A 20778-nucleotide genomic window follows, 5' to 3' on the forward strand; every position below is an offset into this window, starting at 1 on the left:
GCAAGCATGTGCGGGAAGGCAGCGCTATGAAACTCGGTTTGCAGCTCGGATACTGGGGCGCCAAGGCGCCGACCGATCACGCGACGCTCGTGGCGGCAGCGGAGGAAGCCGGGTTCGACACCGTCTTCACCGCGGAGGCCTGGGGCTCGGACGCGTACACCCCGCTGGCCTGGTGGGGCCGGGAAACCACGCGGATGCGCCTGGGCACCTCGGTCATCCAGATGTCGGCCCGCACGCCCACCGCGTGTGCCATGGCGGCGCTGACCCTCGACCACCTCTCGGGTGGCCGCCACATCCTGGGCCTGGGCGTCTCGGGGCCGCAGGTCGTCGAGGGCTGGTACGGGCAGAAGTTCCCGAAGCCGTTGGCCCGCACCCGCGAATACGTCGACATCCTGCGCCAGGTCTGGGCCCGCGAAGCCCCGGTGACCAGCGCCGGCCCGCACTACCCGCTGCCGTTGTCGGGTGCGGGCACCACGGGTCTGGGCAAGCCGCTCAAGCCCATCACCCATCCGCTGCGCGCGGACATCCCGGTGATGCTCGGCGCCGAAGGCCCCAAGAACGTCGCGCTGGCCGCCGAGATCGCCGACGGCTGGCTGCCGATCTTCTACTCGCCGCGGATCTCCGGCATGTACAACGAGTGGCTCGACGAGGGCTTCGCCCGTGCCGGTGCCCGTCGAACCCGCGAGACGTTCGAAATCTGTGCCACCGCGCAGATCGTCGTCACCGACGACCGGCCCATGGTCATGGAGATGATGAAGCCGCACCTCGCGCTCTACATGGGCGGCATGGGCTCGGAGGACACCAACTTCCACGCCGAGGTGTACCGCCGCATGGGCTACTCCGAGGTCGTCGACGACGTCACCAAGCTGTTCCGCAGTGACCGCAAGGACGAGGCCGCCAAGGTCATTCCGGACGAGCTGGTCGATGACTCCGCGATCGTCGGGAACCTCGACTACGTGAAGGAACAGATCAAGGCCTGGGAGGCCTCCGGCGTCACCATGATGGTCGTCGGGGCCAAGTCGGTCGAGCAGATCAAGCAATTGGCTGACTTGGTCTAGTCAGTCCCGCGAGCAGACGTAAAACTGTCCTTTTGGCCCGCCGAAGTGCAGTTTTACGTCTGCTCGCAAATGCGATAGTAGACACTTATTGCGAAGTGTCTATAACGTGTTCTAGATTTGTGGTGTGACAGACGCCACCGGGCCCGCGCCCTCGCAGCACACCATCGCGGGCACCGTGCTGACCATGCCGGTGCGCGTCCGCAAGGCGACGCAGCGCATGGCGATGTTCTCGGTCGACGCCGATGCCGCGCAACGCATGATCGACTACAGCGGCCTGCAGGTGTGCCGGTTCCGCCCACGCCGCGCGGTGGCCGTGCTGATGCTGATGCACTACGTCGACAGCGACCTCGGCCAGTACTACGAGTACGGCACCAACATCATGGTGAACCCGCCCGGCACGAACGCCTCGGGCCTGCGCGCCCTGCAATCGGCCGGCGCCTTCATCCACCACCTGCCCGTCGACCAGCCCTTCACCCTGGAGGCCGGCCGGAACATCTGGGGCTACCCCAAGGTGATGGCGGACTTCGCCATTCGCGCAGCGGACAAGAGCTTCGGCTTTGACGTCTCCATCGACGGCCGGTTCGCCGTCGGGATGGACTTCCACCGAGGATTCCCGGTGCCCGCACCGTCCAAACCGCAAGCGCCCCCGACGTATTCGCACCTCGATGGTGTCACCCGGGAGACCATCGGCGTGATGCGGCCGGCCGGCGTGCGCTACCGGCCCGGTGGCGTGACGGTGCGACTTGGTGACCACCCCTATGCCCAGGAACTGGCGGCGCTCGGATTGCCGAAACGCGCCATGCTTTCCGGTTCCGCAGACAACGTAGACATGACTTTCGCCGACGCTCAGGAGATCAAGTGACCAGTGTTCTGACCCGCCCCGACGTTGACCTGGCCGACGGCCGGTTCTATGCCGACCGGCAGGCCGCGCATGAGGCCTACCGCTGGATGCGGGCCAACGAGCCGGTGTTCCGGGACCGCACGGGGCAGGCCGCGGTGACCACGTACCAGTCCGTGCTCGACGCCGAGCGCAATGCCGAGCTGTTCTCCAACGCCGGCGGCATCCGCCCCGATCAGCCGGGCATGCCCTACATGATCGACATGGATGATCCGGCGCACCTGGTGCGGCGCAAGCTGGTCAACGCCGGCTTCACCCGCAAGCGCGTCATGGACAAGGTGCCGTCCATCGGGCGGCTGTGCGACGCCCTGATCGACAACATCTGTGAGAAGGGCGAGGCCGACTTCGTCCGCGACCTGGCGTCCCCGCTGCCCATGGCCGTCATCGGCGACATGCTCGGTGTCGTGCCGGAAGAGCGCGAGATGCTGCTCGACTGGTCCGACGAGCTGGTGTCCGGGCTGTCCTCACACCTGGACGAGTCCTCGATCCAGAAACTGATGGAAACGTTTGCGGCATATACCGCTTTCACCATGGACGTCATCAAGGACCGGCGCGCCAACCCGACCGACGACCTGTTCTCGGTGTTCATCAACTCCGAGGTCGAGGGTCAGCGGCTGAGCGATGACGAGATCGTCATGGAGACGCTGCTGATCCTGATCGGCGGCGACGAGACCACGCGCCACACCTTGTCCGGCGGCACCGAGCAGCTGATGCGGCACCGCGATCAGTGGGACCGCTTGGTCGCCGATCCATCGCTGATGCCCGGTGCCATCGAGGAGATGCTGCGCTGGACCTCGCCCATCAAGAACATGTGTCGCGTCCTGACCGCGGACACCGTCTTCTACGGCACCGAGCTGAAGAAGGACGAGAAGGTCATGCTGATGTTCGAGGCGGCGAACTTCGATGGTGACCAGTTCGAGAACCCCGGCGAGTTCCACATCGACCGGACCCCCAACAGCCACTTGGCTTTCGGCTTCGGCACCCACTTCTGCATGGGTAACCAGCTGGCCCGGTTGGAGCTGCGCCTGATGACGGAGCGGTTGATGCAGCGGCTGCCGGACCTCCGCCTGGCCGATGGCGCGGAGATCCCGCTGCGCGCCGCCAACTTCGTCAGCGGCCCCGAGGCCATGCCGGTGGTGTTCACCCCGACAGCGCGGGTGCTGTAGCGCGCCGAGGCGCCGGCCAATGTGAGAACTGTGCAAGGAATGCAAGGAATCGGCAGGTTCCGTCGCACGGGGTAGCGCCCGCCGTCAATGATGGGCGGCATGACCACATCGATGATCTCATCGACCAAAGCCGAAAACCGCCGCGCGATCTGGAATACCATCCGGGGCTCCTCCGGCAACCTGGTGGAGTGGTACGACGTCTACGTCTACACCGTGTTCGCCACCTACTTCGAGAAGCAATTCTTCGATGAGGCGGACCAGAATTCGACGATCTACGTCTACGCGATCTTCGCCGTCACGTTCCTGACCCGGCCGGTGGGCTCATGGTTCTTCGGGCGGTACGCCGACCGTCGCGGCCGGCGCGCCGCCCTGACCTTCAGCGTGTCGCTGATGGCGATGTGCTCCATGGTGATCGCGCTGGTGCCCGGGCAGGCGACGATCGGGGCGGCCGCGCCGGTGGTGCTGATCTTGTGCCGGCTGGTGCAAGGTTTCGCCACCGGTGGCGAATACGGCACCTCCGCGACGTACATGTCGGAGGCGGCCACGCGGGAACGGCGCGGCTTCTTCTCGTCGTTCCAGTACGTCACGCTGGTCGGCGGGCATGTGCTCGCCCAGTTCACCCTGCTGATCATCCTGACCGCGCTCACCAAGGATCAGGTACACGAATTCGGTTGGCGCATCGCATTTGCCATCGGTGGCGTGGCAGCGGTGGTGGTGTTCTGGCTGCGCCGGTCCATGGACGAGTCGCTGTCCGAGGAGCAGCTGGCGGCGATCAAAGCGGGCAAAGACACCGGTGCGGGCTCGCTGCGCGAACTGCTCACCAAGTACTGGCGGCCGCTGCTGCTGTGCTTCCTGATCACGCTCGGCGGCACGGTCGCGTTCTACACCTACAGCGTGAACGCCCCCGCCATCGTCAAGACCACGTACAAGACCGAGGCGATGACAGCGACGTGGATCAACCTGGCCGGCCTGATCTTCCTGATGCTGTTGCAGCCGATCGGCGGGATCATCAGTGACCGGGTGGGCCGCAAACCCCTGCTGCTGTGGTTCGGTTTCGGTGGCCTGGTCTACACCTATGTGCTGATCACCTATCTGCCGCAGACACATTCGCCGATCGCGACGTTCACGTTGCTCGCGGTCGGTTACGTCATCCTGACCGGCTACACGTCGATCAACGCGTTGGTGAAGTCCGAACTGTTCCCCGCGCATGTGCGGGCGTTGGGCGTGGGAGTCGGCTACGCACTGGCCAATTCGATCTTCGGCGGTACCGCGCCGCTGATCTATCAAGCGCTCAAGGCGCGCGACCAGGTGCCGCTGTTCATCGGCTACGTCACCGTGTGCATCGCGGTGTCGTTGGTCGTGTACCTGGTGTTCCTGAAGAACAAGACCACCACCTACCTCGACCGCGAGCAGGGCGCGGCGTTCTAGCTGGGGGCCGCAGGCACCGCCATCGTGATGACGGTGCCGGGGGAACCCGTGACCGTGAATTGGCCGCCCGTGGCAAGCACTTTCGTGCAGATCGAGGCGAACCCGATGTGACCGTCCTCGACGCTCTGCGCCAGCCGGTCCGCCGGAATGCCGACGCCGTCGTCGGCGATGCTCAGTTCGGCCCGACTGCCGTTGTGCGCCAGCCTGAATCGCAGGTTGTCGGCATGCGCATGCTTGATCGCGTTGGTCGAGAACTCCCGGGCCGCGCTGTAGAGCAGATGGTCGACGTTGGTGCGCAGGCTCTCTGGCCAGCCGTCGGCGTCCAGGTGAACCGTGATGCTGGTCCGTGCGGCGATACCGTCGGCCAGTGAGGTGATCGCGGCCTTGAGGCCGGAACGGGCCAGCACCTCGGGATGCAGTTCACGCACCACGTCGCGCAGCAGCCGGGAGGATTCCGCGAGCGCGAAGTCGACGCGGTCCATGCCCTCGACCGACCCGTCGCGGACGTCCTCCATGTCGTGCCGGGCCACCAGGACGTACTGCAGCGCGCCGTCGTGCAGACGCTCCGAGAGCGATTGACGCTCCCGCTTCTCCAGGCTGATCACCTCTTCGAGCAGCCGGGTCCGCTCCTGGGCCAGATCGGCGATGGTCCGCGTCTTGGCTTGCTGAATCCACGACAGCGCGACCGACCCGGCGGCCAGGCCGAACACGATGGCGGTGCGCAACAGGATCGAGCCCCAGGGCTCGTGACCGTTGGCTTCCCGGTCGATCCAGTTCACGACGAAGAACGTGGCGACGGTCGGGATCGCGATCATGGCGCTGACGGCGGGATCGAGCTGCGCCGCCGCGATCAGCGGGATCAGGAACAGCCCATGCTGCAGGACGTCGGACGTCCAGGTTTCGGGCGAACTGAGCCCGCTGTCCACTGAAATGACCGCCACCACAGTCAGATCCGCGCACAACAGGAACAGTGCCGCCACCCGCTTGGTTCGCTGGTCGGATTGATCGGCCGAGCGTCGCGCCCACAATCCCCACACCGCGACCATCGCGACGTAGCAGGCGAAGATGCCCCAGTGCAACCGCACGTTGGCGTTCGGGGGCTCGAACAGCAAGCCGAACCCGATGAACACCGCCAACAGCGCCCGCAGGGCGAGTTGCAGTAGCAGGCCGCGCAGCAGAGGCCTACTGGGTTCAGACATGTGCACGATTTTCCGTGATGGCCGCGGAAAATCGTGCACGAATCACGCAAATGATTCGACGATGGACTCTCGGGGGTCGCGCCAGGTCAGGCTCAGGTCGGCCAAGGTCAGGCTGTCGTCAGTGGGCACGGCCGCCGTCAGCAGCACGGCGGCTTCGTGGCTCAGGCCCTCGGCCAGGGGCAGCCAGCGCCCGGCGAAATCCGAAACTCGGCCGACGCCGCGAAACAGGCTGGGCGACAGGGGAAGCCGGCGGATCGGCCGGCCCAGGGCCGACTGCAGTGCGTCGACCATCTGGTCGAACGTCAGCAGCACGCCGCCGCAGACATAGCGCTTCGGTCCACGGCCGGGCTGCATCAGCGCCGTGTGAACGCGGGCCACGTCGCCGACATCGATCATCTGCATGCCGCCGCGCAGTCGCGGGGCGACGCGGTACCGCACGATCGGATCCCAACCACGTTGCGTCACACCGACTGCCGTGTGGAAGGCCGGCCCGACCACCGACGACGGGTAGGTAACGACGACGGGAGCGCCCTCGGCCTGTAGCCGCCGGGCCGCGAGATCGGCGTAGGCCTTGGTGCGGGCGTAGTCGCTGCGGCCGGGTGCCGGGGGAGTGTCGGGCCCGATGATGCCGTTTGGCGGCGGGAACAATGAACTGTAGGACGACACCGACACGATGGGGTCGAGCCCCAACTCGGCGGCCTGCGTCAGCAGGGCCTCGGTGGCGTAGGCATTGATCTCCCACATGAGCTGGGTGCGGCGGCTGTCGGTGCCGACGACACCGGCCGCGTGCAGCACGGCGTCGCATTCGGCCAGTAGCTCGGAAACCGTTGCGGGATTGCGGATATCGCCGGCCAGGACTTCAAGCGGACCCAGCTGGCACAGTGCATCGAGCGCCGCGTCGTCGTTGCCGCCGGGGACCACCAGCAGCCGGACCGTATGCCCGGCTGCCAGCAGGGCGCGGACGGTGTGGGCACCGACGTAGCCGGTGCCGCCCGTCACGGCGATGTGCATCAGCGCATCTTGAACTGCGGTGCGCGCTTCTCCTTGAATGCCAGCGGGCCTTCCTTGGCGTCCTCGGACAGGAAGACCGGGATGCCGTTGGCGGTGTCGGGCTTGAAGGCGTCCAGTTCGTGCATGCCCTCGGTCTCGCGGATGGTCTTGAGGATGGCCTGCACGGCCAGCGGGCCGTTGTTGTTGATCACCTCGGCGATCTCCAGGGCCTTCTCCAGCGCGGTGCCGTCCGGAACCACGTGCCCGATCAGCCCGTATTCCAGCGCCTGGGCCGCGGTGATGTGCCGTCCGGTCAGCAGCATGTCGCACGCGATGGTGTACGGAATCTGGCGCACCAGGCGCACCGCCGAGCCGCCCATCGGGTACAGGCTCCACTTCGCTTCGGAGATGCCGAACTTGGCGCTCTCACCGGCGATGCGGATGTCGGTGCCCTGCAGGATCTCGGTGCCGCCGGCGATGGCCGGGCCCTCGACCGCGGCGATCAGCGGCTTGGTCAGGCGGCGGCCCTTGAGCAGACCGTCGATGCGCGACGGGTCGTAGCTGCCGTCCTTGAACGAGTCGCCCGGCGGCTTTTTGGCGGCGCCCTTGAGGTCCATGCCCGCGCAGAAGTAGCCGCCGGCGCCGGTCAGGATGCAGGTGCGAATCTCGGGATCGTTGTCGACGCGGTCCCAGGCCTCGACCATTATCGAGAGCATCTCGCCAGAAAGGGCGTTGCGGGCCTCGGGCCGGTTCAAAGTGACGATCAGGGTGTGTCCGCGCTGCTCAATGAGGGCGTCGGGGCCTTTTTCGGGCTCGCTCACAGGTGCCTTCCTCCGGGCTCGAGAACGTTAGACTTGTCACAAAATGTAACACGTTCTAGTTTATGTACCGTGGCTCTGAATATCGCAGATCTTGCCGAGCACGCCATCGATGCTGTGCCGGACCGTGTCGCCCTGATTTGTGGCGACGAAAAGCTGACCTACGCCGAGTTGGAGGAGAAGGCCAACCGCCTGGCTCACTACCTCCAGTCGCAGGGCGTCAAGAAGGACGACAAGGTTGGGCTGTACTGCCGCAACCGCATCGAGATCGTGATCGGCATGCTCGGCATCATCAAAGCCGGCGCGATCCTGGTCAACGTCAACTTCCGCTACGTCGAGGGCGAGCTGAAGTACCTGTTCGACAACTCGGACATGGTCGCGCTGATCCACGAGCGCCAGTACTCCGACCGGGTTGCCAACGTGCTGCCCGAGCTGCCGCTGCTCAAGACCATCCTGGTCGTCGAGGACGGTTCCGACGGTGACTTCCAGCGCTACGGTGGCGTCGAGTTCTACTCCGCCATCGCCGAGCACTCACCCGAGCGCGACTTCGGCCCGCGCAGCGAAGACGACATCTACCTGCTGTACACCGGCGGCACCACCGGATTCCCCAAGGGCGTCATGTGGCGGCACGAGGACATCTACCGAGTGCTGTTCGGCGGCACCGACTTCGCCACCGGCGAGCCGATCGCCGACGAATACGACCTGTCCAAGCAGGCCGCCGCGAACCCGCCGATGATCCGGCTTCCCATCCCGCCGATGATCCACGGCGCGACCCAGTCGGCCACCTGGATGGCCATGTTCACCGGCCACACCGTGGTGCTGATGCCGGAGTTCGACGCCGACGCCGCGTGGCGAATGATCCACGAGCACAAGGTGAATCTGCTCTTCTTCACCGGCGACGCGATGGCCCGCCCGCTCCTGGACGCCCTGCTGGCGCACCAGGAGGAGGGCAACACCTACGACCTGTCCTCGCTGTTCCTGCTGGCCAGTACCGCCGCGCTGTTCTCCACCAGCCTCAAGGAGAAGTTCCTCGAGCTGCTGCCGAATCGGATCATCACCGACTCGATCGGCTCCTCGGAGACCGGTTTCGGCGGTACCAGCATCGTCGCCAAGGGGCAGTCGCACACCGGCGGCCCACGCGTCACCATCGACAAGAACACCAAGGTCCTCGACGAGGACGGCAACGAGGTGGTTCCGGGTTCGGGCGTGCGCGGCATCATCGCCAAGTGCGGCCACATCCCGGTCGGTTACTTCAAGGATGAGAAGAAGACTGCCGAGACCTTCCGGACGTTCAACGGGGTGCGCTACGCCATCCCGGGCGACTTCGCCGAGGTCGAGGCCGATGGCAGCGTGACGATGCTGGGCCGCGGCTCGGTGTCGATCAACTCCGGTGGCGAGAAGATCTACCCCGAAGAGGTCGAGGCCGCGCTCAAGGGTCACCCAGATGTGTTCGACGCCTTGGTGGTCGGTGTGCCGGACCCGCGCTTCGGTCAGCACGTCGCGGCCGTCGTGCAGCCCCGCGAGGGCACCAAGCCCGCGCTGGCCGACCTGGACGCGTTCGTCCGCAGCGAGATCGCCGGCTACAAGGTGCCGCGCAGCCTGTGGCTGGTCGACGAGGTCAAGCGGTCCCCGGCGGGCAAGCCCGACTACCGCTGGGCCAAGGACCAGACCGAGGCCCGCCCGGCCGATGAGGTGCACGCCAAACACGCAGGCGTGCAAGCCTAGTTAGGAAACAGACATGAAAACCGAACTCTGCGATCGCTTCGGCATCGAGTACCCGATCTTCGTCTTCACCCCGTCGGAGAAGGTGGCGGCGGCGGTGACCCGCGCGGGCGGCATGGGTGTGCTCGGTTGCGTCCGGTTCAACGACGCCGACGATCTCGAGAACGTCCTGCAGTGGATGGACGCCAACACCGACGGCAAGCCGTACGGCGTCGACATCGTGATGCCGGCCAAGGTGCCCACCGAGGGCACCAGCGTCGACATCAACAAGCTGATCCCGCAGGGACACAAGGACTTTGTCGCGAAGACCCTCGCCGATCTCGGCGTGCCACCGCTGCCGGAGGACGAAGAGAAGAACGAGGGTGTGCTGGGCTGGCTGCACTCGGTGGCGCGCAGCCACGTCGAGGTGGCGCTCAAGCACCCGATCAAACTGATCGCCAACGCACTCGGCTCGCCGCCCAAGGACGTCATCGACCAGGCGCATGCCGCGGGTGTTCCGGTGGCCGCGCTGGCGGGCTCGGCCAAGCACGCGGCGCGGCACGTGGAGAACGGCGTCGACATCGTCGTCGCACAGGGGCACGAGGCCGGTGGCCACACCGGCGAGATCGGTTCCGTGGTGCTCTGGCCGGAAATCGTTGATGCCCTTGATGGTTCGGCCCCGGTGCTCGCCGCCGGTGGCATCGGCACCGGCCGGCAGCTGGCCGCCGCGCTGGCGCTCGGCGCGCAGGGTGTCTGGATGGGCTCGGCGTTTCTGACGTCGGCCGAATACGACCTGGGCGTGCGGCTGGAGTCGGGTGTTTCCGTTGTGCAGCAAGCGATGCTGAACGCAACCTCGGCTGACACCGTCCGCCGCAAGATCTACACCGGCAAGCCGGCCCGGTTGCTCAAGAGCCGCTGGACCGACGCCTGGGACGCCGACGGTGCGCCCGATCCGCTGCCGATGCCGTTGCAGAACATCCTGGTCAGCGAGGCTCATCAGCGCATGAACGAGTCCGGTGATCCGACCGCGGTCGCCATGCCGGTCGGTCAGATCGTCGGCCGGATGAACGAGATCCGCCCGGTCGAGGCCATCATCGCTGATCTGGTCGCCGAGTTCGAGGCAGCCACCAAGCGCCTGGATGCCATCCGCGACAACTGATTTCCCTGCGCGAGCAGACACAAAACTGTCGTTTTGTGCGGCAAAATGACAGTTTTGCGTCTGCTCGCGAAAGAGAAGCGCGAGCGCTAGGGCGTGATCTTCACCTGCTGCGCGACGGTGTCGGTGGCGGCCTGGATGATCGGCGTCTGGTCCACCGCACCGTCTGAATTCAGTTGCAGGACATAGGTTGCCCCGCCCGATGGGAAGATCACCGTCTGCTGCGCGACGAACTTCGTCTTGCCGTCGGACACCCAGGTGCCGGCGATGCGGTAGGCGGGGTAGTTGCGCACCTTGGTCTCCGTCCCGGGACCCGACGGCGTGAAGCCCGGCAGGTTCTGAATCTCCCCGGGCGCGGTGGCCATCAGCGCCTTGGCATCGACATCGCCGGTCAGCTTCGACAGCAGCGCGATGACGCTGGGCGCGTAGTTCGCCGAGTCGACGGGTCCGTTGTAGATGATCGAGTCGTACGCCCATGGCGGATTGTCGTCGCCGGTGGCCTTCCAGCCGTCCGGCTTCGGCAGGTCGACCTTCGGCTCGCCGTTGTCGGTGCGGTGCACCTGCTGTTCGGTGATCTTGTGGTCTTTGATGTAGCTGGCGATCGTCGGGTTGGGGCCGTCACTTGCCTTGCTGTTGCCCGCATCGGCAGCGGCGGCCGCTGTCGTCGGCGCGGCGCTGGCCGGGCTGTCGGACGCCGCGCTCGCATCTTTTCCGGAGTCGCAGCCGGCCAGCACCACAGACAGTGCGGTCGCTGCCGCGACGAGGCCGGTGATCGCGGACGTTCTCATGTGGCGAGACTAATGGACCAAGCTCGCAGTGATCCTGTGAGCCGGGATCGAGCCGGCGCGAAACCGGCTCTAGCGTGTGGATTAGCTGTGGCACTACTGTGAGCGCGTGGCAAACGCGCAGAAACCACCGCCCGGCTGGCTCATCGACGGCATCGGCCGGGTCCGCGAAGGCTTGAGCCAACTACGCCAGGCCGTTGCGCCGGCCAACCTCACCATGTTCGAGATGGTGTTGGGCAGCTGGCTCACCCAGGCCATGTATGTGGCGTCCAAACTCGGCATCATCGACATGCTCGCCGCTGCTCCGGCGACCGCCGAAGACGTCGCTCGACGCGTGGGCTCCGATCCCGCGGCCACATTCCGGTTGCTGCGGGCGCTGGCCAGCAACGGAGTCCTCAAGCAGGAGCGTGGCGGACGGTTCGCGCTCACGCGGCTCGGCCAGGCGCTGCGGTCGGATGTGCCGGGATCGATGGCGCCGATGCTCCAGTTCATCGGCCACCCCAAGCATTGGGAACACTGGGGCCAGTTGCTGTACTCGGTACAGACCGGCAAGACGTCGATAGAGATGTTGCGCGGCATGGCGCCCTTTGACTACTTCGAGACTGATCCTGACCTGGCCGCGGCGTTCAACAACGCGATGACCGGACTGTCCGGCATGGTGATCGAAACCCTTTTGCCGGCATACGATTTCCGCAGCTTCGGCACCATCGTCGACGTGGGTGGCGGGCACGGCGCACTGCTGTCGGCAGTCCTGCAGCAGGCCACAGACGCCCGCGGCGTGCTGTTCGACCTGCCGTCCGTCGTGGCGGGTGCGGGTCCGGTGCTCGACTCGGCCGGGGTGTCCGACCGCATCACCGTCACCGGTGGCTCGTTCTTCGAGTCGGTCCCCGCAGGCGGCGATGCCTATCTGCTGAAGACGATCATCCATGACTGGGACGAGGACAGTGCGTTGGCGATCCTGCGCAACATCCGGTCGGTGATGGCACCGACGGGCACCGTCGCGTTGATCGAACTCGTGCTGCCCGAAGGCATGCCGAATCACCCCGGCATGCTCGTGGACCTCGAGATGCTGGTCACGGCAGGCGGGCGGGAACGCACGGCCTCGCAGTACGCAGAGTTGTTGGCGCGCGCCGGACTTCGGCAGACCCGCGTGGTCCCGACGGCCGGGCCGATGTCGCTCGTCGAGGCCGTCCCGGTACACGACTAGCGGGCGATCGCGAAAACCGGGTCGGCGCAGTCGGTGCCCTCGGCCGACAGCTGCCGCTTGATGACCTTGAAGGTCTCGGTGCGGGGCAGCGTCGTCGCGACGCGGATGAACCGGGGCCACTGCTTGGGGCCCAGATCCTCCTGGGCGGCCAGGAAAGCGCTGAAGTCGTCCGCGGAGAATGTCGCGTCGTCGAGGAGGACGAGGGCCGACATCACCTGGTCGCCGACGGCGGGATCGGGTATCGGGTAGACGGCCGCCTCGACGACGTCGGGGTGCCGCAGCAGCACCTGCTCGATGGGTGCGGTGCCGAGGTTCTCGCCGTCGACCCGCATCCAATCACCAAGGCGCCCAGCGAAATAGATGAATCCAGCCGCGTCCCGGTAGGCCAGGTCGCCGGTGTGGTAGATGCCGCCGGCCATGCGCTCGGCCTCGGCGGCCGCGTTGTTGTAGTAGCCGCGGAACCAGCCACGGCCGGTCGGGTTCACCAGTTCGCCGACGACGCCGGGCGGGCACGGCAGCCCGGTCTCCACGTCGACGATGGCCACCTCGGCGGTCAGTGGGCCCAGCGCGCCGGCCGGGGTGTCCGGCGTGCGGGCGACTGCGACGCCGCCTTCGGTGGAACCGAAACCGTCGACGACGATGACGCCGAAACGCTGTGCGAACCGGTTCAGGTCGCGCGGGGCACCCTCGTTGCCGTACATGAATTTCAGCGGATTGTCGGTGTCGTCCGGCTGCGCCGGCGTGGCCAGGATGTACGACAACGGCTTGCCGACGTAGTTGGCGTAGGTGGCGCCGTAGCGGCGCACATCCCGGAGGAATCCGGAGGCGGAGAACTTGCGGCGCAACGCGATCGACCCCTGAGCCGCCAGCGCCACCGCCCAGCCGGCCATCACCGCGTTGGAGTGGAACAGCGGCATGGACAGATAGAACGTGTCATCGCGCCCGAGGCCGAAGCGGTCGGCCAGCATCTGACCGGGGAACGCCACCTTGTCGTGGGTGACCCGGACGGCCTTGGGGTCACCGCTGGTGCCCGAGGTGAAGATCAGCATGAACAGGTCGTCGGGGTCGACGTCGGCGAACTGCACCGGCGCGCCGGCGAATCCTGCGAGTTCGGTTGCCCATGAGGCAGATTCGACGTCGATGACGTCGATGCCCGCGGCGTCGAGACCGGCGGGGACCAGATCGAGGTTGTCGGCCAGCACCAACTGGCAGTCGGAGCGCTCGACGTCGCCGGCCAGCGCGGCCCCGCGGCGGGTCGGGTTCAGGCCGACGGGCACCAGCCCCGCCAGTGCGGCGGCCACCAACAGCGACGAGAAGAACGTCGTATTGCTCAGCAGCACACCGATATGCGGCGGTTTGGCCGGGTCCAGTCGAGCTTTGAGCGCCGCGGCCAACTGTGCGCCCGCGGCGATGTGGTCGGCCCAGCTGATCAGATCAGCCGGGCCGCCATCATCTTCTTGTGAGGAATCGTCCGGCGCCGCAGTGCAGTCGTACAACCCGCGGTCGGTGACATCGACCAGCGGGCGCAGCAGGTCGCTGACGGTGGGCCGGTCGGACATCAGGCTTCCCATGTCGGAGACGTGAATCAGGCCGGCGTGTCCGCCAGCTCGCGCCCGATGCGCAGCAGCTGCCCGGTGGCGCTGCCGATGGCGAACTCGGTCTGCTTGGCCGCCAGGAAGTACCGGTGCACCGGGTGATCCATGTCGATGCCGACACCGCCGTGCACGTGCACCGCGGTGTGCGCCACCCGGTGTCCGGCCTCGGCGGCCCAGAATGCCGCGGTGTTCACGTCGATCTCGGCGGGCAGTCCCTCGGCCACGCGCCACGAGGCCTGGGTCAGCGTCAGGCGCAGTGCCTTGACGTCGATGTAGCCGTCGGCCAACCGGGACGACACGGCCTGGAAGCTGCCGATCGGGCGGTCGAACTGCTCGCGTTCGCGGGCGTACAGAGCGGTGAGCTCCAACGCGCGCTCCACCACCCCGAGCTGGAATGCGCTGCGGCCCAGGACGTTGTGCAGCTGCAGCCAGGACGCGACCTCCGAACCACCGACGACGCGGTCGGCGGCGACGGCCACGCCCTGCAGATCCAGGTGCGCGATGCTGCCGTGTCCGGTGGTGTCCAGCGAGGTGACGGTGACGCCGGAATCAGTTGCGGCGACCAGGAAAACCTTGACGCCGGAATCGGTTTCGGCGGGGACCAGGAAGGCGTCGGCAACCGGGCCGTACGCGACCTGGGTGCGGGTACCGGTCAGGGTGTAGCCGGCCTCGTCGGAGCCGGTGGCCTGCACCGGGCCTTGGCCCATCTCGCCGTCCAGTGCCGGAACGACGATCTTGCTGCCGGCGACGGCCGGGGCGGCCCACTCGGATTGCAGCTGGGCCGAACCGAATTCGGCGATGGCGCCGGCGGCCAGGATGGTCGACTCGAGGTACGGCACCGCCGCGAGCTGACGGCCCAGTGCGACCAGCACGGCACCCTGCTCCAGCGCGCCGAAACCGCCGCCGCCCACCGATTCCGGTGCGGTGGTGGACAGGATGTCGGAGTCGATCAGCTTGGCCCACAGCTCGCGGTCGAACCGCTCATCGAGCTTGTCGAGTTCCCTCTGGCGCTCCGGGGTCACCACCGATTCGGTGATGGACCGGACCAGGCCGCCGAGGTCGTCAGATGCTTCGGTTGTCTTGAAGTCCATTTCTCGCCGCTCTCTCTTAGCGATTCACTCGGGGCAGGCCGAGCGCGACCATGCCGATGATGTCGCGCTGAATCTCGTTGGTGCCGCCGCCGAAGGTCAGGATCAGGCAGGACCGGTGCCAGCGTTCGATCCGGCCGCGCAGCAGCGCACCCGGGGTGTCCCGGCGCAGGGTCGCCGAGGTGCCGAGCACCTCCATGAGCAACCGGTAGGCCTCGGTGGCCAGCTCGGTGCCGTACACCTTGGCCGCCGACGCGTCGGCGGGGGAGGGGGCCGAATCGGTGGCCGAGGCCAGCTCCCAGTTGATCAGCTTCAGCACTTCGGCCTTGGCGTGCACCCGGGCCAGGTTCAGCTGCACCCACTCCGAGTCGATCAGCCGCTTGCCGTGGTGGTCCTTGGTGTTCTGGGCCCATTCCCGAACCCCGTCCAGCGCAACAAAAATCGGCTGCGCCGACACCAGGGCCACGCGCTCGTGGTTGAGCTGGTTGGTGACCAGCTTCCAGCCGCCGTGCTCCTCGCCGACGAGGCTGGAGGTCGGGACGCGGACGTCCTGGTAGTAGGTGGCACTGGTGTCGACACCCGACATGGTGTGCACCGGGGTCCAGGAGAAGCCCTCGGCGGTGGTCGGCACGATCAGCATCGAGATGCCGCGGTGCTTCTTGGCCTCGGGGTTGGTGCGGGCCGCCAGCCAGACGTAGTCGGCGTAGGCGATCAGTGACGTCCACATCTTCTGGCCGTTGATGACGTAGTCGTCGCCGTCGCGGACCGCGGTGGTGCGCAGCGAGGCCAGGTCGGTACCGGCGCCGGGCTCGGAGTAGCCGATGGCGAAGTGCAGCTGGCCCGCGGCGATCTTGGGCAGGAAGAACTTCTTCTGCTCCTCGGTGCCGAAGTGCATGATCGTCGGCGCGACCGAGTTGATCGTCAGGAACGGCACCGGCACGTTGGCGATGGCGGCCTCGTCGTTGAAGATCAGGCCGTCCATCGGGGGCCGGGCCTGGCCGCCGTACTCCTTCGGCCAGCTCAGCGTCAGCCAGCCGTCCTTGCCCATCTGCTCGACGGTCTCGCGGTACACATTGCCGCGTCCCATCTCGCCGTCATTGGACGCCAGGGCCTCGGCGCGCTCGGGGGTCATGAGTTTGGCGAAGTACGAGCGCAGTTCGCGCCGCAACTCCTCCTGCTCGGGCGTGTAGCCGATCCGCATCGAATTCATCCTTTATCAGTCGAATTGGGGTACGTCTTTGGTCTGTCAGTCACTTTGCGGGGGCCGCTTTCGGCGACCCGTGCCTACTCAAACTTGTAACACGTTCTAGTCTTGGGGTCCAGAGCGTGCCACACTGGCATCGCCATGGCGGGGTCGTTATGTTGGCCTCACCGTCGAAATCCGGGCCGTCAGGAGGGTGTCATGCGGGTTGAAGTTGATCACGACCGCTGTGAAGGAAACGCGGTTTGCGTGGGAATTGCGCCGGACCTTTTCGATCTGGACGACAACGACTATGCGGTAGTCAAGGCCGATCCGGTGCCTGCCGACCAGGAAGAACTGGCTGAGCAGTCCATCGCCGAATGCCCCCGCGCCGCCCTGCTCCGCAAAGACTAGAGGTATTCATAAATTGACTAGCGAAAACGACTCCACCGACCTGTCCGGCAAGGTGGCTGTGGTCACCGGTGCCGCCGCGGGACTGGGCCGTGCCGAGGCCATCGGGCTGGCGCGCGCCGGTGCCACCGTCGTGGTGAACGACATGGCCGGCGCGCTCGACAAGTCGGACGTGCTCGCCGAGATCGCCGCCGCCGGCTCGAAAGGTGTTGCCGTGGCGGGGGATATCAGCGCCCGCAGCACCGCCGACGAACTCGTCGCCACCGCGGACGGCCTGGGCGGGCTGAACATCGTCGTCAACAACGCGGGTATCACTCGCGACAAGATGCTGTTCAACATGACCGACGAGGACTGGGACGCGGTCATCGCGGTCCACCTGCGCGGTCACTTCCTGCTGACCCGCAACGCCGCGACCTACTGGCGTGCCAAGGCGAAGGAGTCGGCCGACGGCAAGGTGTACGGCCGGATCGTCAACACCTCGTCCGAGGCCGGCCTGGCCGGTCCGGTGGGGCAGGCGAACTACGGCGCCGCCAAGGCCGGCATCACGGCGCTGACGCTGACCGCGGCCCGCGGCCTGGAGCGCTACGGCGTCCGTGCCAACGCGATCGCCCCGCGGGCCCGTACCGCGATGACGGCAGATGTGTTCGGTGCGGCTCCTGTTGAGGGTGAGGTTGATCCGCTGTCGCCTGAGCATGTCGTGAAATTGGTCCATTTCCTTTCCTCGCCGGCGTCGGAAAACGTGAATGGCCAGCTCTTCATCGTTTATGGTCCGACTGTGACCCTGGTAGCAGCCCCGACCGTGGAGAGCCACTTCACAGCGTCGTCCGCTGAGTGGGACATGACACAACTGAGTTCCACGTTGCACGGATATTTTGCTGACCGCGATCCGGAGCGGAATTTCTCTGCGACTGCCTTGATGGAGTCGAGGGACTGAACGTCCCGGATCTAGTGCTGACGCGGCGCAGGAAGCGCCGCGTCAGCACTAGAACTTGTTACAGTAACGGCAACGTCAAAATATCTCCTGAGCTGCGATTATATGTCGTTTCCCAGTGATTTTGCTGTTCTTTTGCCACTGCGAACATGTTCTAGCTACTATGAGCCGGCTCACAAGAGCTACTCATTACGAAGTGGTGATCAGGCCGCAGCGAACGTGGGAATTCCCACTCTTCGCCGTGACTGCTCGACCACGACCGAGAATGGAGTCGAAGGTTGATCGAACAGCTTGCGGCTCCGGCCCGGGCCGTTGGCGGGTTCTTCGAAATGGCCCTCGACACATTCACGAAGATGTGGCGTCGCCCGTTTCAGTTCCGGGAGTTCTTCGAACAAACCTGGATGATCGCCCGCGTATCGCTCGTGCCGACCCTGCTCGTCGCTATTCCATTCACCGTGCTGGTGGCTTTCACGCTGAACATCCTGCTGCGTGAGATCGGCGCCGCCGACCTCTCCGGCGCAGGTACCGCCTTCGGCACCATCACCCAGCTGGGCCCCGTCGTCACCGTGCTGGTGGTCGCCGGTGCCGGTGCGACCGCCATCTGCGCCGACCTGGGTGCCCGCACCATCCGCGAAGAGATCGACGCGATGCGTGTGCTCGGCATCGATCCGATTCAGCGCCTCGTGGTGCCGCGCGTCCTGGCCTCGACCTTCGTCGCCGTGCTGCTCAACAACCTGGTGTGCCTCATCGGCCTGGCCGGTGGCTACGTCTTCTCCGTCTTCCTGCAGGGCGTCAACCCGGGCTCGTTCATCAACGGCCTGACGGTGCTGACCGGCCTGGGCGAGCTGATGCTCGCCGAGATCAAGGCCGTGCTGTTCGGCCTGCTCGCCGGCATGGTCGGCTGCTACCGCGGCCTGACCGTCAAGGGCGGACCCAAGGGCGTCGGCATCGCGGTGAACGAGACCGTGGTCTACGCCTTCATCTGCTTGTTCGTCATCAACGTGATCATGACCGCCATCGGCGTCCGGGTACTGGTGCGGTGATGCGGGGAATGAGCACCCAGCGAGTAGCGGAAACGGATCGCGCATGAGTTACGACGCAACACTCCGCTTCAAACGAATGTTCCGGGCTCTGCCCGGAATCGTCGACGGCATCGGTGAGCAGGCGCTGTTCTACGGGGAGTCCTTCCGGTACATCCCCAACGCGCTGACCCGCTACCGTCGCGAGACCATCCGGCTCATCGCCGAGATGACGATGGGTACCGGCGCGCTGGTGATGATCGGTGGCACCGTCGGTGTCGCGGCGTTCATGACGCTGGCCTCCGGCGGCGTCATCGCAGTCCAGGGCTACTCCTCGCTGGGCAACATCGGTATCGAGGCCCTGACCGGCTTCCTGTCCGCCTTCCTCAACGTGCGCATCGTCGCGCCTGTCATCGCCGGTATCGCGCTGGCCGCCACCATCGGCGCCGGTTGTACCGCGCAGCTGGGCGCCATGCGCGTGGCCGAGGAGATCGACGCCGTCGAATCGATGGCCGTGCACTCGGTGTCGTACCTGGTGTCCACCCGGATCATCGCGGGCCTGATCGCCGTCATCCCGCTGTACGCCCTGGCGGTCCTGGCCTCGTTCTTCGCGGCGCGGGCCACCACGGTCTACATCAACGGTCAGTCGGCCGGTCTGTACGACCACTACTTCAGCACCTTCATGGTGCCCACCGACCTGTTGTGGTCATTCCTGCAGGCCATCGTCATGTCCATCGCGGTCATGCTGGTGCACACCTACTACGGCTACAACGCCAGTGGTGGACCTGTCGGCGTGGGTATCGCGGTCGGTCAGGCCGTGCGCACCTCGCTGATCGTGGTCGTCACCATCGTCCTGCTCATCTCCCTGGCCGTGTACGGCGCGTCCGGCAACTTCAACCTCTCCGGATAGGGGGCGTAGACGATGTCCTCCGGTGGTCCCAAACGCAGTCATGTGAGGCTCGCGGCGGCGGTGCTGATCAGCATCATCCTGGCCGCCGTGGTGTTCACCTATTTGTCGTACACCGCGGCCTTCACCCCCACCGACACCGTTTCGGTCATGGCGCCCCGCGCCGGTCTGGTCATGGACCCCGACGCCAAGGTCAAGTACCGCGGCATCCAGGTCGGCAAGGTCGAGGCGATCGAGTACGCCGGTGACCAGGCGAAGCTGAAGCTCGCCGTCCTGAGCGACCAGATGCGGTACATCCCGTCGAACGCCCGGGTCCGGCTCGGCAGCACGACGGTGTTCGGCGGCAAGTCGGTCGAGTTCCTCCCGCCGGAGCATCCGTCGAAAGATGCGATGCGTCCCGGCGCGCAGGTGCAGGCCAAGGATGTCCAGATCGAGATGAACACCGTCTTCCAGACGCTGACGGACCTGCTCGACAAGATCGACCCCGTCAACCTGAACGCCACGGTGACCGCGCTCGGTGAAGGCCTGCGTGGCCACGGCGACGACGCCGGCGCCGCGGTTGCCGGGCTGAGCAAGTACCTGCAGTACTTCAACCCGAAGCTGCCGACCCTTCAGCAGGATTTCAAGGACACCGCCGTGGTCGCGGGCATCTACGGTGACGCCGCGCCCGACCTGGCCAAGGTCTTCGAGAACGCGCCGACCGTCAGCAAGACACTGACCGACGAGCAGGACGACCTGAACGCGGCGCTGCTGGCATCCACCGGGTTCGCCAACAACGCGTACGCGACCATCTCGCCGGCCGCCGACGACTACATCGCCGCCATCCAGCGGCTGCGCGCGCCGCTGAAGGTCCTGGGCGACTATTCACCCGAGTTGCCGTGTCTGCTGCAAGGTGTGTCGAAGGCAGTGGACCGCTTCGGTCCGGTCTTCGGTGGCGTCAAGCCGGGTCTGTTCGTGTCCTCGAACTTCTTCCCGGGTGCGCCCAACTACACCTACCCCGAGAGCCTGCCGATGGTGAACGCCTCCGGTGGCCCGAACTGCCGTGGCCTTCCGGACGTCCCGTCCAAACAGTACGGCGGCTCGTGGTACCACACGCCGTTCCTGGTGACCGACAACGCCTACATCCCATACCAGCCGAACACCGAATTGCAGTTCGACGCTCCCTCGACGCTGCAGTTCCTGTTCTCCGGTGCCTACGCAGAGAGGGACCGCTACTGATGTCCGCGAGTGAGTGGGGCCGC

At 66.3% G+C, this 20778-nt stretch carries 19 protein-coding genes; 12 read left to right on the forward strand and 7 right to left on the reverse strand.

The window, feature by feature from the left end:
- Positions 1-26 precede the first annotated feature (26 nt).
- The 4 genes from TL10_RS04055 to TL10_RS04070 all read left to right on the forward strand — a co-directional run bounded on the left by TL10_RS04055 (position 27) and on the right by TL10_RS04070 (position 4550).
- On the forward strand, positions 27-1058 hold the full coding sequence (locus TL10_RS04055; RefSeq protein ID WP_043398154.1) for an LLM class F420-dependent oxidoreductase: 1032 nt from the start codon (positions 27-29) through the stop codon (positions 1056-1058).
- A 184-nt stretch (positions 1059-1242) separates the two neighbouring features.
- On the forward strand, positions 1243-1920 hold the full coding sequence (locus tag TL10_RS04060) for an acetoacetate decarboxylase family protein (RefSeq protein WP_043984675.1): 678 nt from the start codon (positions 1243-1245) through the stop codon (positions 1918-1920).
- The gene (locus TL10_RS04065) at positions 1917-3122 is read left to right on the forward strand and encodes a cytochrome P450 (RefSeq protein ID WP_043398160.1); all 1206 of its coding nucleotides are present in this window, start codon (positions 1917-1919) and stop codon (positions 3120-3122) included. The genes TL10_RS04060 and TL10_RS04065 overlap by 4 nt, the downstream gene beginning before the upstream one ends.
- A 99-nt stretch (positions 3123-3221) precedes the next feature.
- The gene (locus TL10_RS04070; RefSeq protein WP_043984676.1) at positions 3222-4550 is read left to right on the forward strand and encodes an MFS transporter; all 1329 of its coding nucleotides are present in this window, start codon (positions 3222-3224) and stop codon (positions 4548-4550) included.
- Here TL10_RS04070 and TL10_RS04075 read toward each other — a convergent pair.
- The 3 genes from TL10_RS04075 to TL10_RS04085 are packed head-to-tail and all read right to left on the reverse strand — an operon-like array spanning position 4547 to position 7560.
- On the reverse strand, positions 4547-5749 hold the full coding sequence (locus TL10_RS04075; protein WP_043984677.1) for a sensor histidine kinase: 1203 nt from the start codon (positions 5747-5749) through the stop codon (positions 4547-4549). The genes TL10_RS04070 and TL10_RS04075 overlap by 4 nt on opposite strands.
- A 42-nt stretch (positions 5750-5791) precedes the next feature.
- Positions 5792-6760: an NAD-dependent epimerase/dehydratase family protein gene (locus TL10_RS04080; RefSeq protein WP_043984601.1), complete on the reverse strand. Its 969-nt coding sequence runs from the start codon at positions 6758-6760 to the stop codon at positions 5792-5794.
- Entirely contained in the window at positions 6760-7560 is an 801-nt protein-coding gene (locus tag TL10_RS04085) for a crotonase/enoyl-CoA hydratase family protein (protein ID WP_043398165.1), read from the reverse strand. The genes TL10_RS04080 and TL10_RS04085 overlap by 1 nt, the downstream gene beginning before the upstream one ends.
- Positions 7561-7629: 69 nt before the next feature.
- On the opposite strand from TL10_RS04085, the gene TL10_RS04090 reads away from it, so the two are divergent.
- Positions 7630-9282 carry a medium/long-chain-fatty-acid--CoA/3-oxocholest-4-en-26-oate--CoA ligase gene (locus TL10_RS04090; RefSeq protein WP_043984602.1) on the forward strand — a complete coding sequence of 551 codons (1653 nt, stop codon included), beginning with the start codon at positions 7630-7632 and terminating at the stop codon, positions 9280-9282.
- Between the two features lie 13 nt (positions 9283-9295).
- Complete coding sequence (locus TL10_RS04095) at positions 9296-10417, forward strand: NAD(P)H-dependent flavin oxidoreductase (protein WP_043398171.1); 1122 nt, start codon at positions 9296-9298, stop codon at positions 10415-10417.
- An 86-nt stretch (positions 10418-10503) separates the two neighbouring features.
- Here TL10_RS04095 and TL10_RS04100 read toward each other — a convergent pair whose 3' ends face one another.
- The gene (locus tag TL10_RS04100) at positions 10504-11202 is read right to left on the reverse strand and encodes an LpqN/LpqT family lipoprotein (RefSeq protein ID WP_043984603.1); all 699 of its coding nucleotides are present in this window, start codon (positions 11200-11202) and stop codon (positions 10504-10506) included.
- Positions 11203-11308: 106 nt separating this feature from the next.
- On the opposite strand from TL10_RS04100, the gene TL10_RS04105 reads away from it, so the two are divergent.
- Positions 11309-12406, forward strand: coding sequence for a methyltransferase (locus TL10_RS04105; protein ID WP_082067830.1), 1098 nt, complete (start codon positions 11309-11311; stop codon positions 12404-12406).
- On the opposite strand, the gene fadD17 is transcribed toward TL10_RS04105, so the two are convergent.
- Genes fadD17 through TL10_RS04120 form a run of 3 tightly spaced genes read right to left on the reverse strand, consistent with a single transcriptional unit; the run spans position 12403 to position 16290 of the window.
- Positions 12403-13965: a long-chain-fatty-acid--CoA ligase FadD17 gene (gene fadD17, locus TL10_RS04110; RefSeq protein ID WP_043984678.1), complete on the reverse strand. Its 1563-nt coding sequence runs from the start codon at positions 13963-13965 to the stop codon at positions 12403-12405. The two genes, TL10_RS04105 and fadD17, sit on opposite strands and share 4 nt — an antisense overlap.
- 26 nt (positions 13966-13991) lie before the next feature.
- Positions 13992-15092 carry an acyl-CoA dehydrogenase family protein gene (locus TL10_RS04115; protein WP_043984605.1) on the reverse strand — a complete coding sequence of 367 codons (1101 nt, stop codon included), beginning with the start codon at positions 15090-15092 and terminating at the stop codon, positions 13992-13994.
- Between the two features lie 16 nt (positions 15093-15108).
- Positions 15109-16290, reverse strand: a complete 1182-nt coding sequence (locus tag TL10_RS04120; protein ID WP_043398336.1) for an acyl-CoA dehydrogenase family protein — start codon at positions 16288-16290, stop codon at positions 15109-15111.
- Between the two features lie 201 nt (positions 16291-16491).
- Between TL10_RS04120 and TL10_RS04125 the strand changes: the two genes are divergently transcribed.
- From TL10_RS04125 to TL10_RS04145, 5 genes are all read left to right on the forward strand, one after another.
- Positions 16492-16683: a ferredoxin gene (locus TL10_RS04125; protein WP_043398182.1), complete on the forward strand. Its 192-nt coding sequence runs from the start codon at positions 16492-16494 to the stop codon at positions 16681-16683.
- Positions 16684-16696: 13 nt separating this feature from the next.
- On the forward strand, positions 16697-17614 hold the full coding sequence (locus tag TL10_RS04130; RefSeq protein WP_043984606.1) for a 3-oxoacyl-ACP reductase: 918 nt from the start codon (positions 16697-16699) through the stop codon (positions 17612-17614).
- A 275-nt stretch (positions 17615-17889) separates the two neighbouring features.
- Positions 17890-18654: an MlaE family ABC transporter permease gene (locus TL10_RS04135; protein ID WP_043398187.1), complete on the forward strand. Its 765-nt coding sequence runs from the start codon at positions 17890-17892 to the stop codon at positions 18652-18654.
- A gap of 43 nt (positions 18655-18697) precedes the next feature.
- Positions 18698-19540 carry an MlaE family ABC transporter permease gene (locus TL10_RS04140; RefSeq protein ID WP_043398190.1) on the forward strand — a complete coding sequence of 281 codons (843 nt, stop codon included), beginning with the start codon at positions 18698-18700 and terminating at the stop codon, positions 19538-19540.
- Between the two features lie 12 nt (positions 19541-19552).
- Complete coding sequence (locus TL10_RS04145; RefSeq protein ID WP_043984607.1) at positions 19553-20755, forward strand: MCE family protein; 1203 nt, start codon at positions 19553-19555, stop codon at positions 20753-20755.
- Positions 20756-20778: the final 23 nt, after the last annotated feature.

The sequence above is a fragment of the Mycolicibacterium llatzerense genome, assembly GCF_000878195.1.
In the GTDB taxonomy this organism is placed as follows: Bacteria; Actinomycetota; Actinomycetes; order Mycobacteriales; family Mycobacteriaceae; genus Mycobacterium; species Mycobacterium llatzerense.

Bases quoted from the DNA above. Each gene is read 5' to 3' on its own strand.
- TL10_RS04060 (WP_043984675.1), top strand. From the start codon at position 1,243: ATGCCGGTGCGCGTCCGCAAGGCGACGCAGCGCATGGCGATGTTCTCG.
- TL10_RS04095 (WP_043398171.1), top strand. From the start codon at position 9,296: ATGAAAACCGAACTCTGCGATCGCTTCGGCATCGAGTACCCGATCTTC.
- TL10_RS04075 (WP_043984677.1), bottom strand. From the start codon at position 5,749: ATGTCTGAACCCAGTAGGCCTCTGCTGCGCGGCCTGCTACTGCAACTC.
- TL10_RS04080 (WP_043984601.1), bottom strand. From the start codon at position 6,760: ATGCACATCGCCGTGACGGGCGGCACCGGCTACGTCGGTGCCCACACC.
- TL10_RS04100 (WP_043984603.1), bottom strand. From the start codon at position 11,202: ATGAGAACGTCCGCGATCACCGGCCTCGTCGCGGCAGCGACCGCACTG.
- TL10_RS04120 (WP_043398336.1), bottom strand. From the start codon at position 16,290: ATGCGGATCGGCTACACGCCCGAGCAGGAGGAGTTGCGGCGCGAACTG.
- TL10_RS04140 (WP_043398190.1), top strand. From the start codon at position 18,698: ATGAGTTACGACGCAACACTCCGCTTCAAACGAATGTTCCGGGCTCTG.
- fadD17 (WP_043984678.1), bottom strand. From the start codon at position 13,965: ATGTCCGACCGGCCCACCGTCAGCGACCTGCTGCGCCCGCTGGTCGAT.
- TL10_RS04055 (WP_043398154.1), top strand. From the start codon at position 27: ATGAAACTCGGTTTGCAGCTCGGATACTGGGGCGCCAAGGCGCCGACC.
- TL10_RS04115 (WP_043984605.1), bottom strand. From the start codon at position 15,092: ATGGACTTCAAGACAACCGAAGCATCTGACGACCTCGGCGGCCTGGTC.
- TL10_RS04145 (WP_043984607.1), top strand. From the start codon at position 19,553: ATGTCCTCCGGTGGTCCCAAACGCAGTCATGTGAGGCTCGCGGCGGCG.
- TL10_RS04070 (WP_043984676.1), top strand. From the start codon at position 3,222: ATGACCACATCGATGATCTCATCGACCAAAGCCGAAAACCGCCGCGCG.
- TL10_RS04125 (WP_043398182.1), top strand. From the start codon at position 16,492: ATGCGGGTTGAAGTTGATCACGACCGCTGTGAAGGAAACGCGGTTTGC.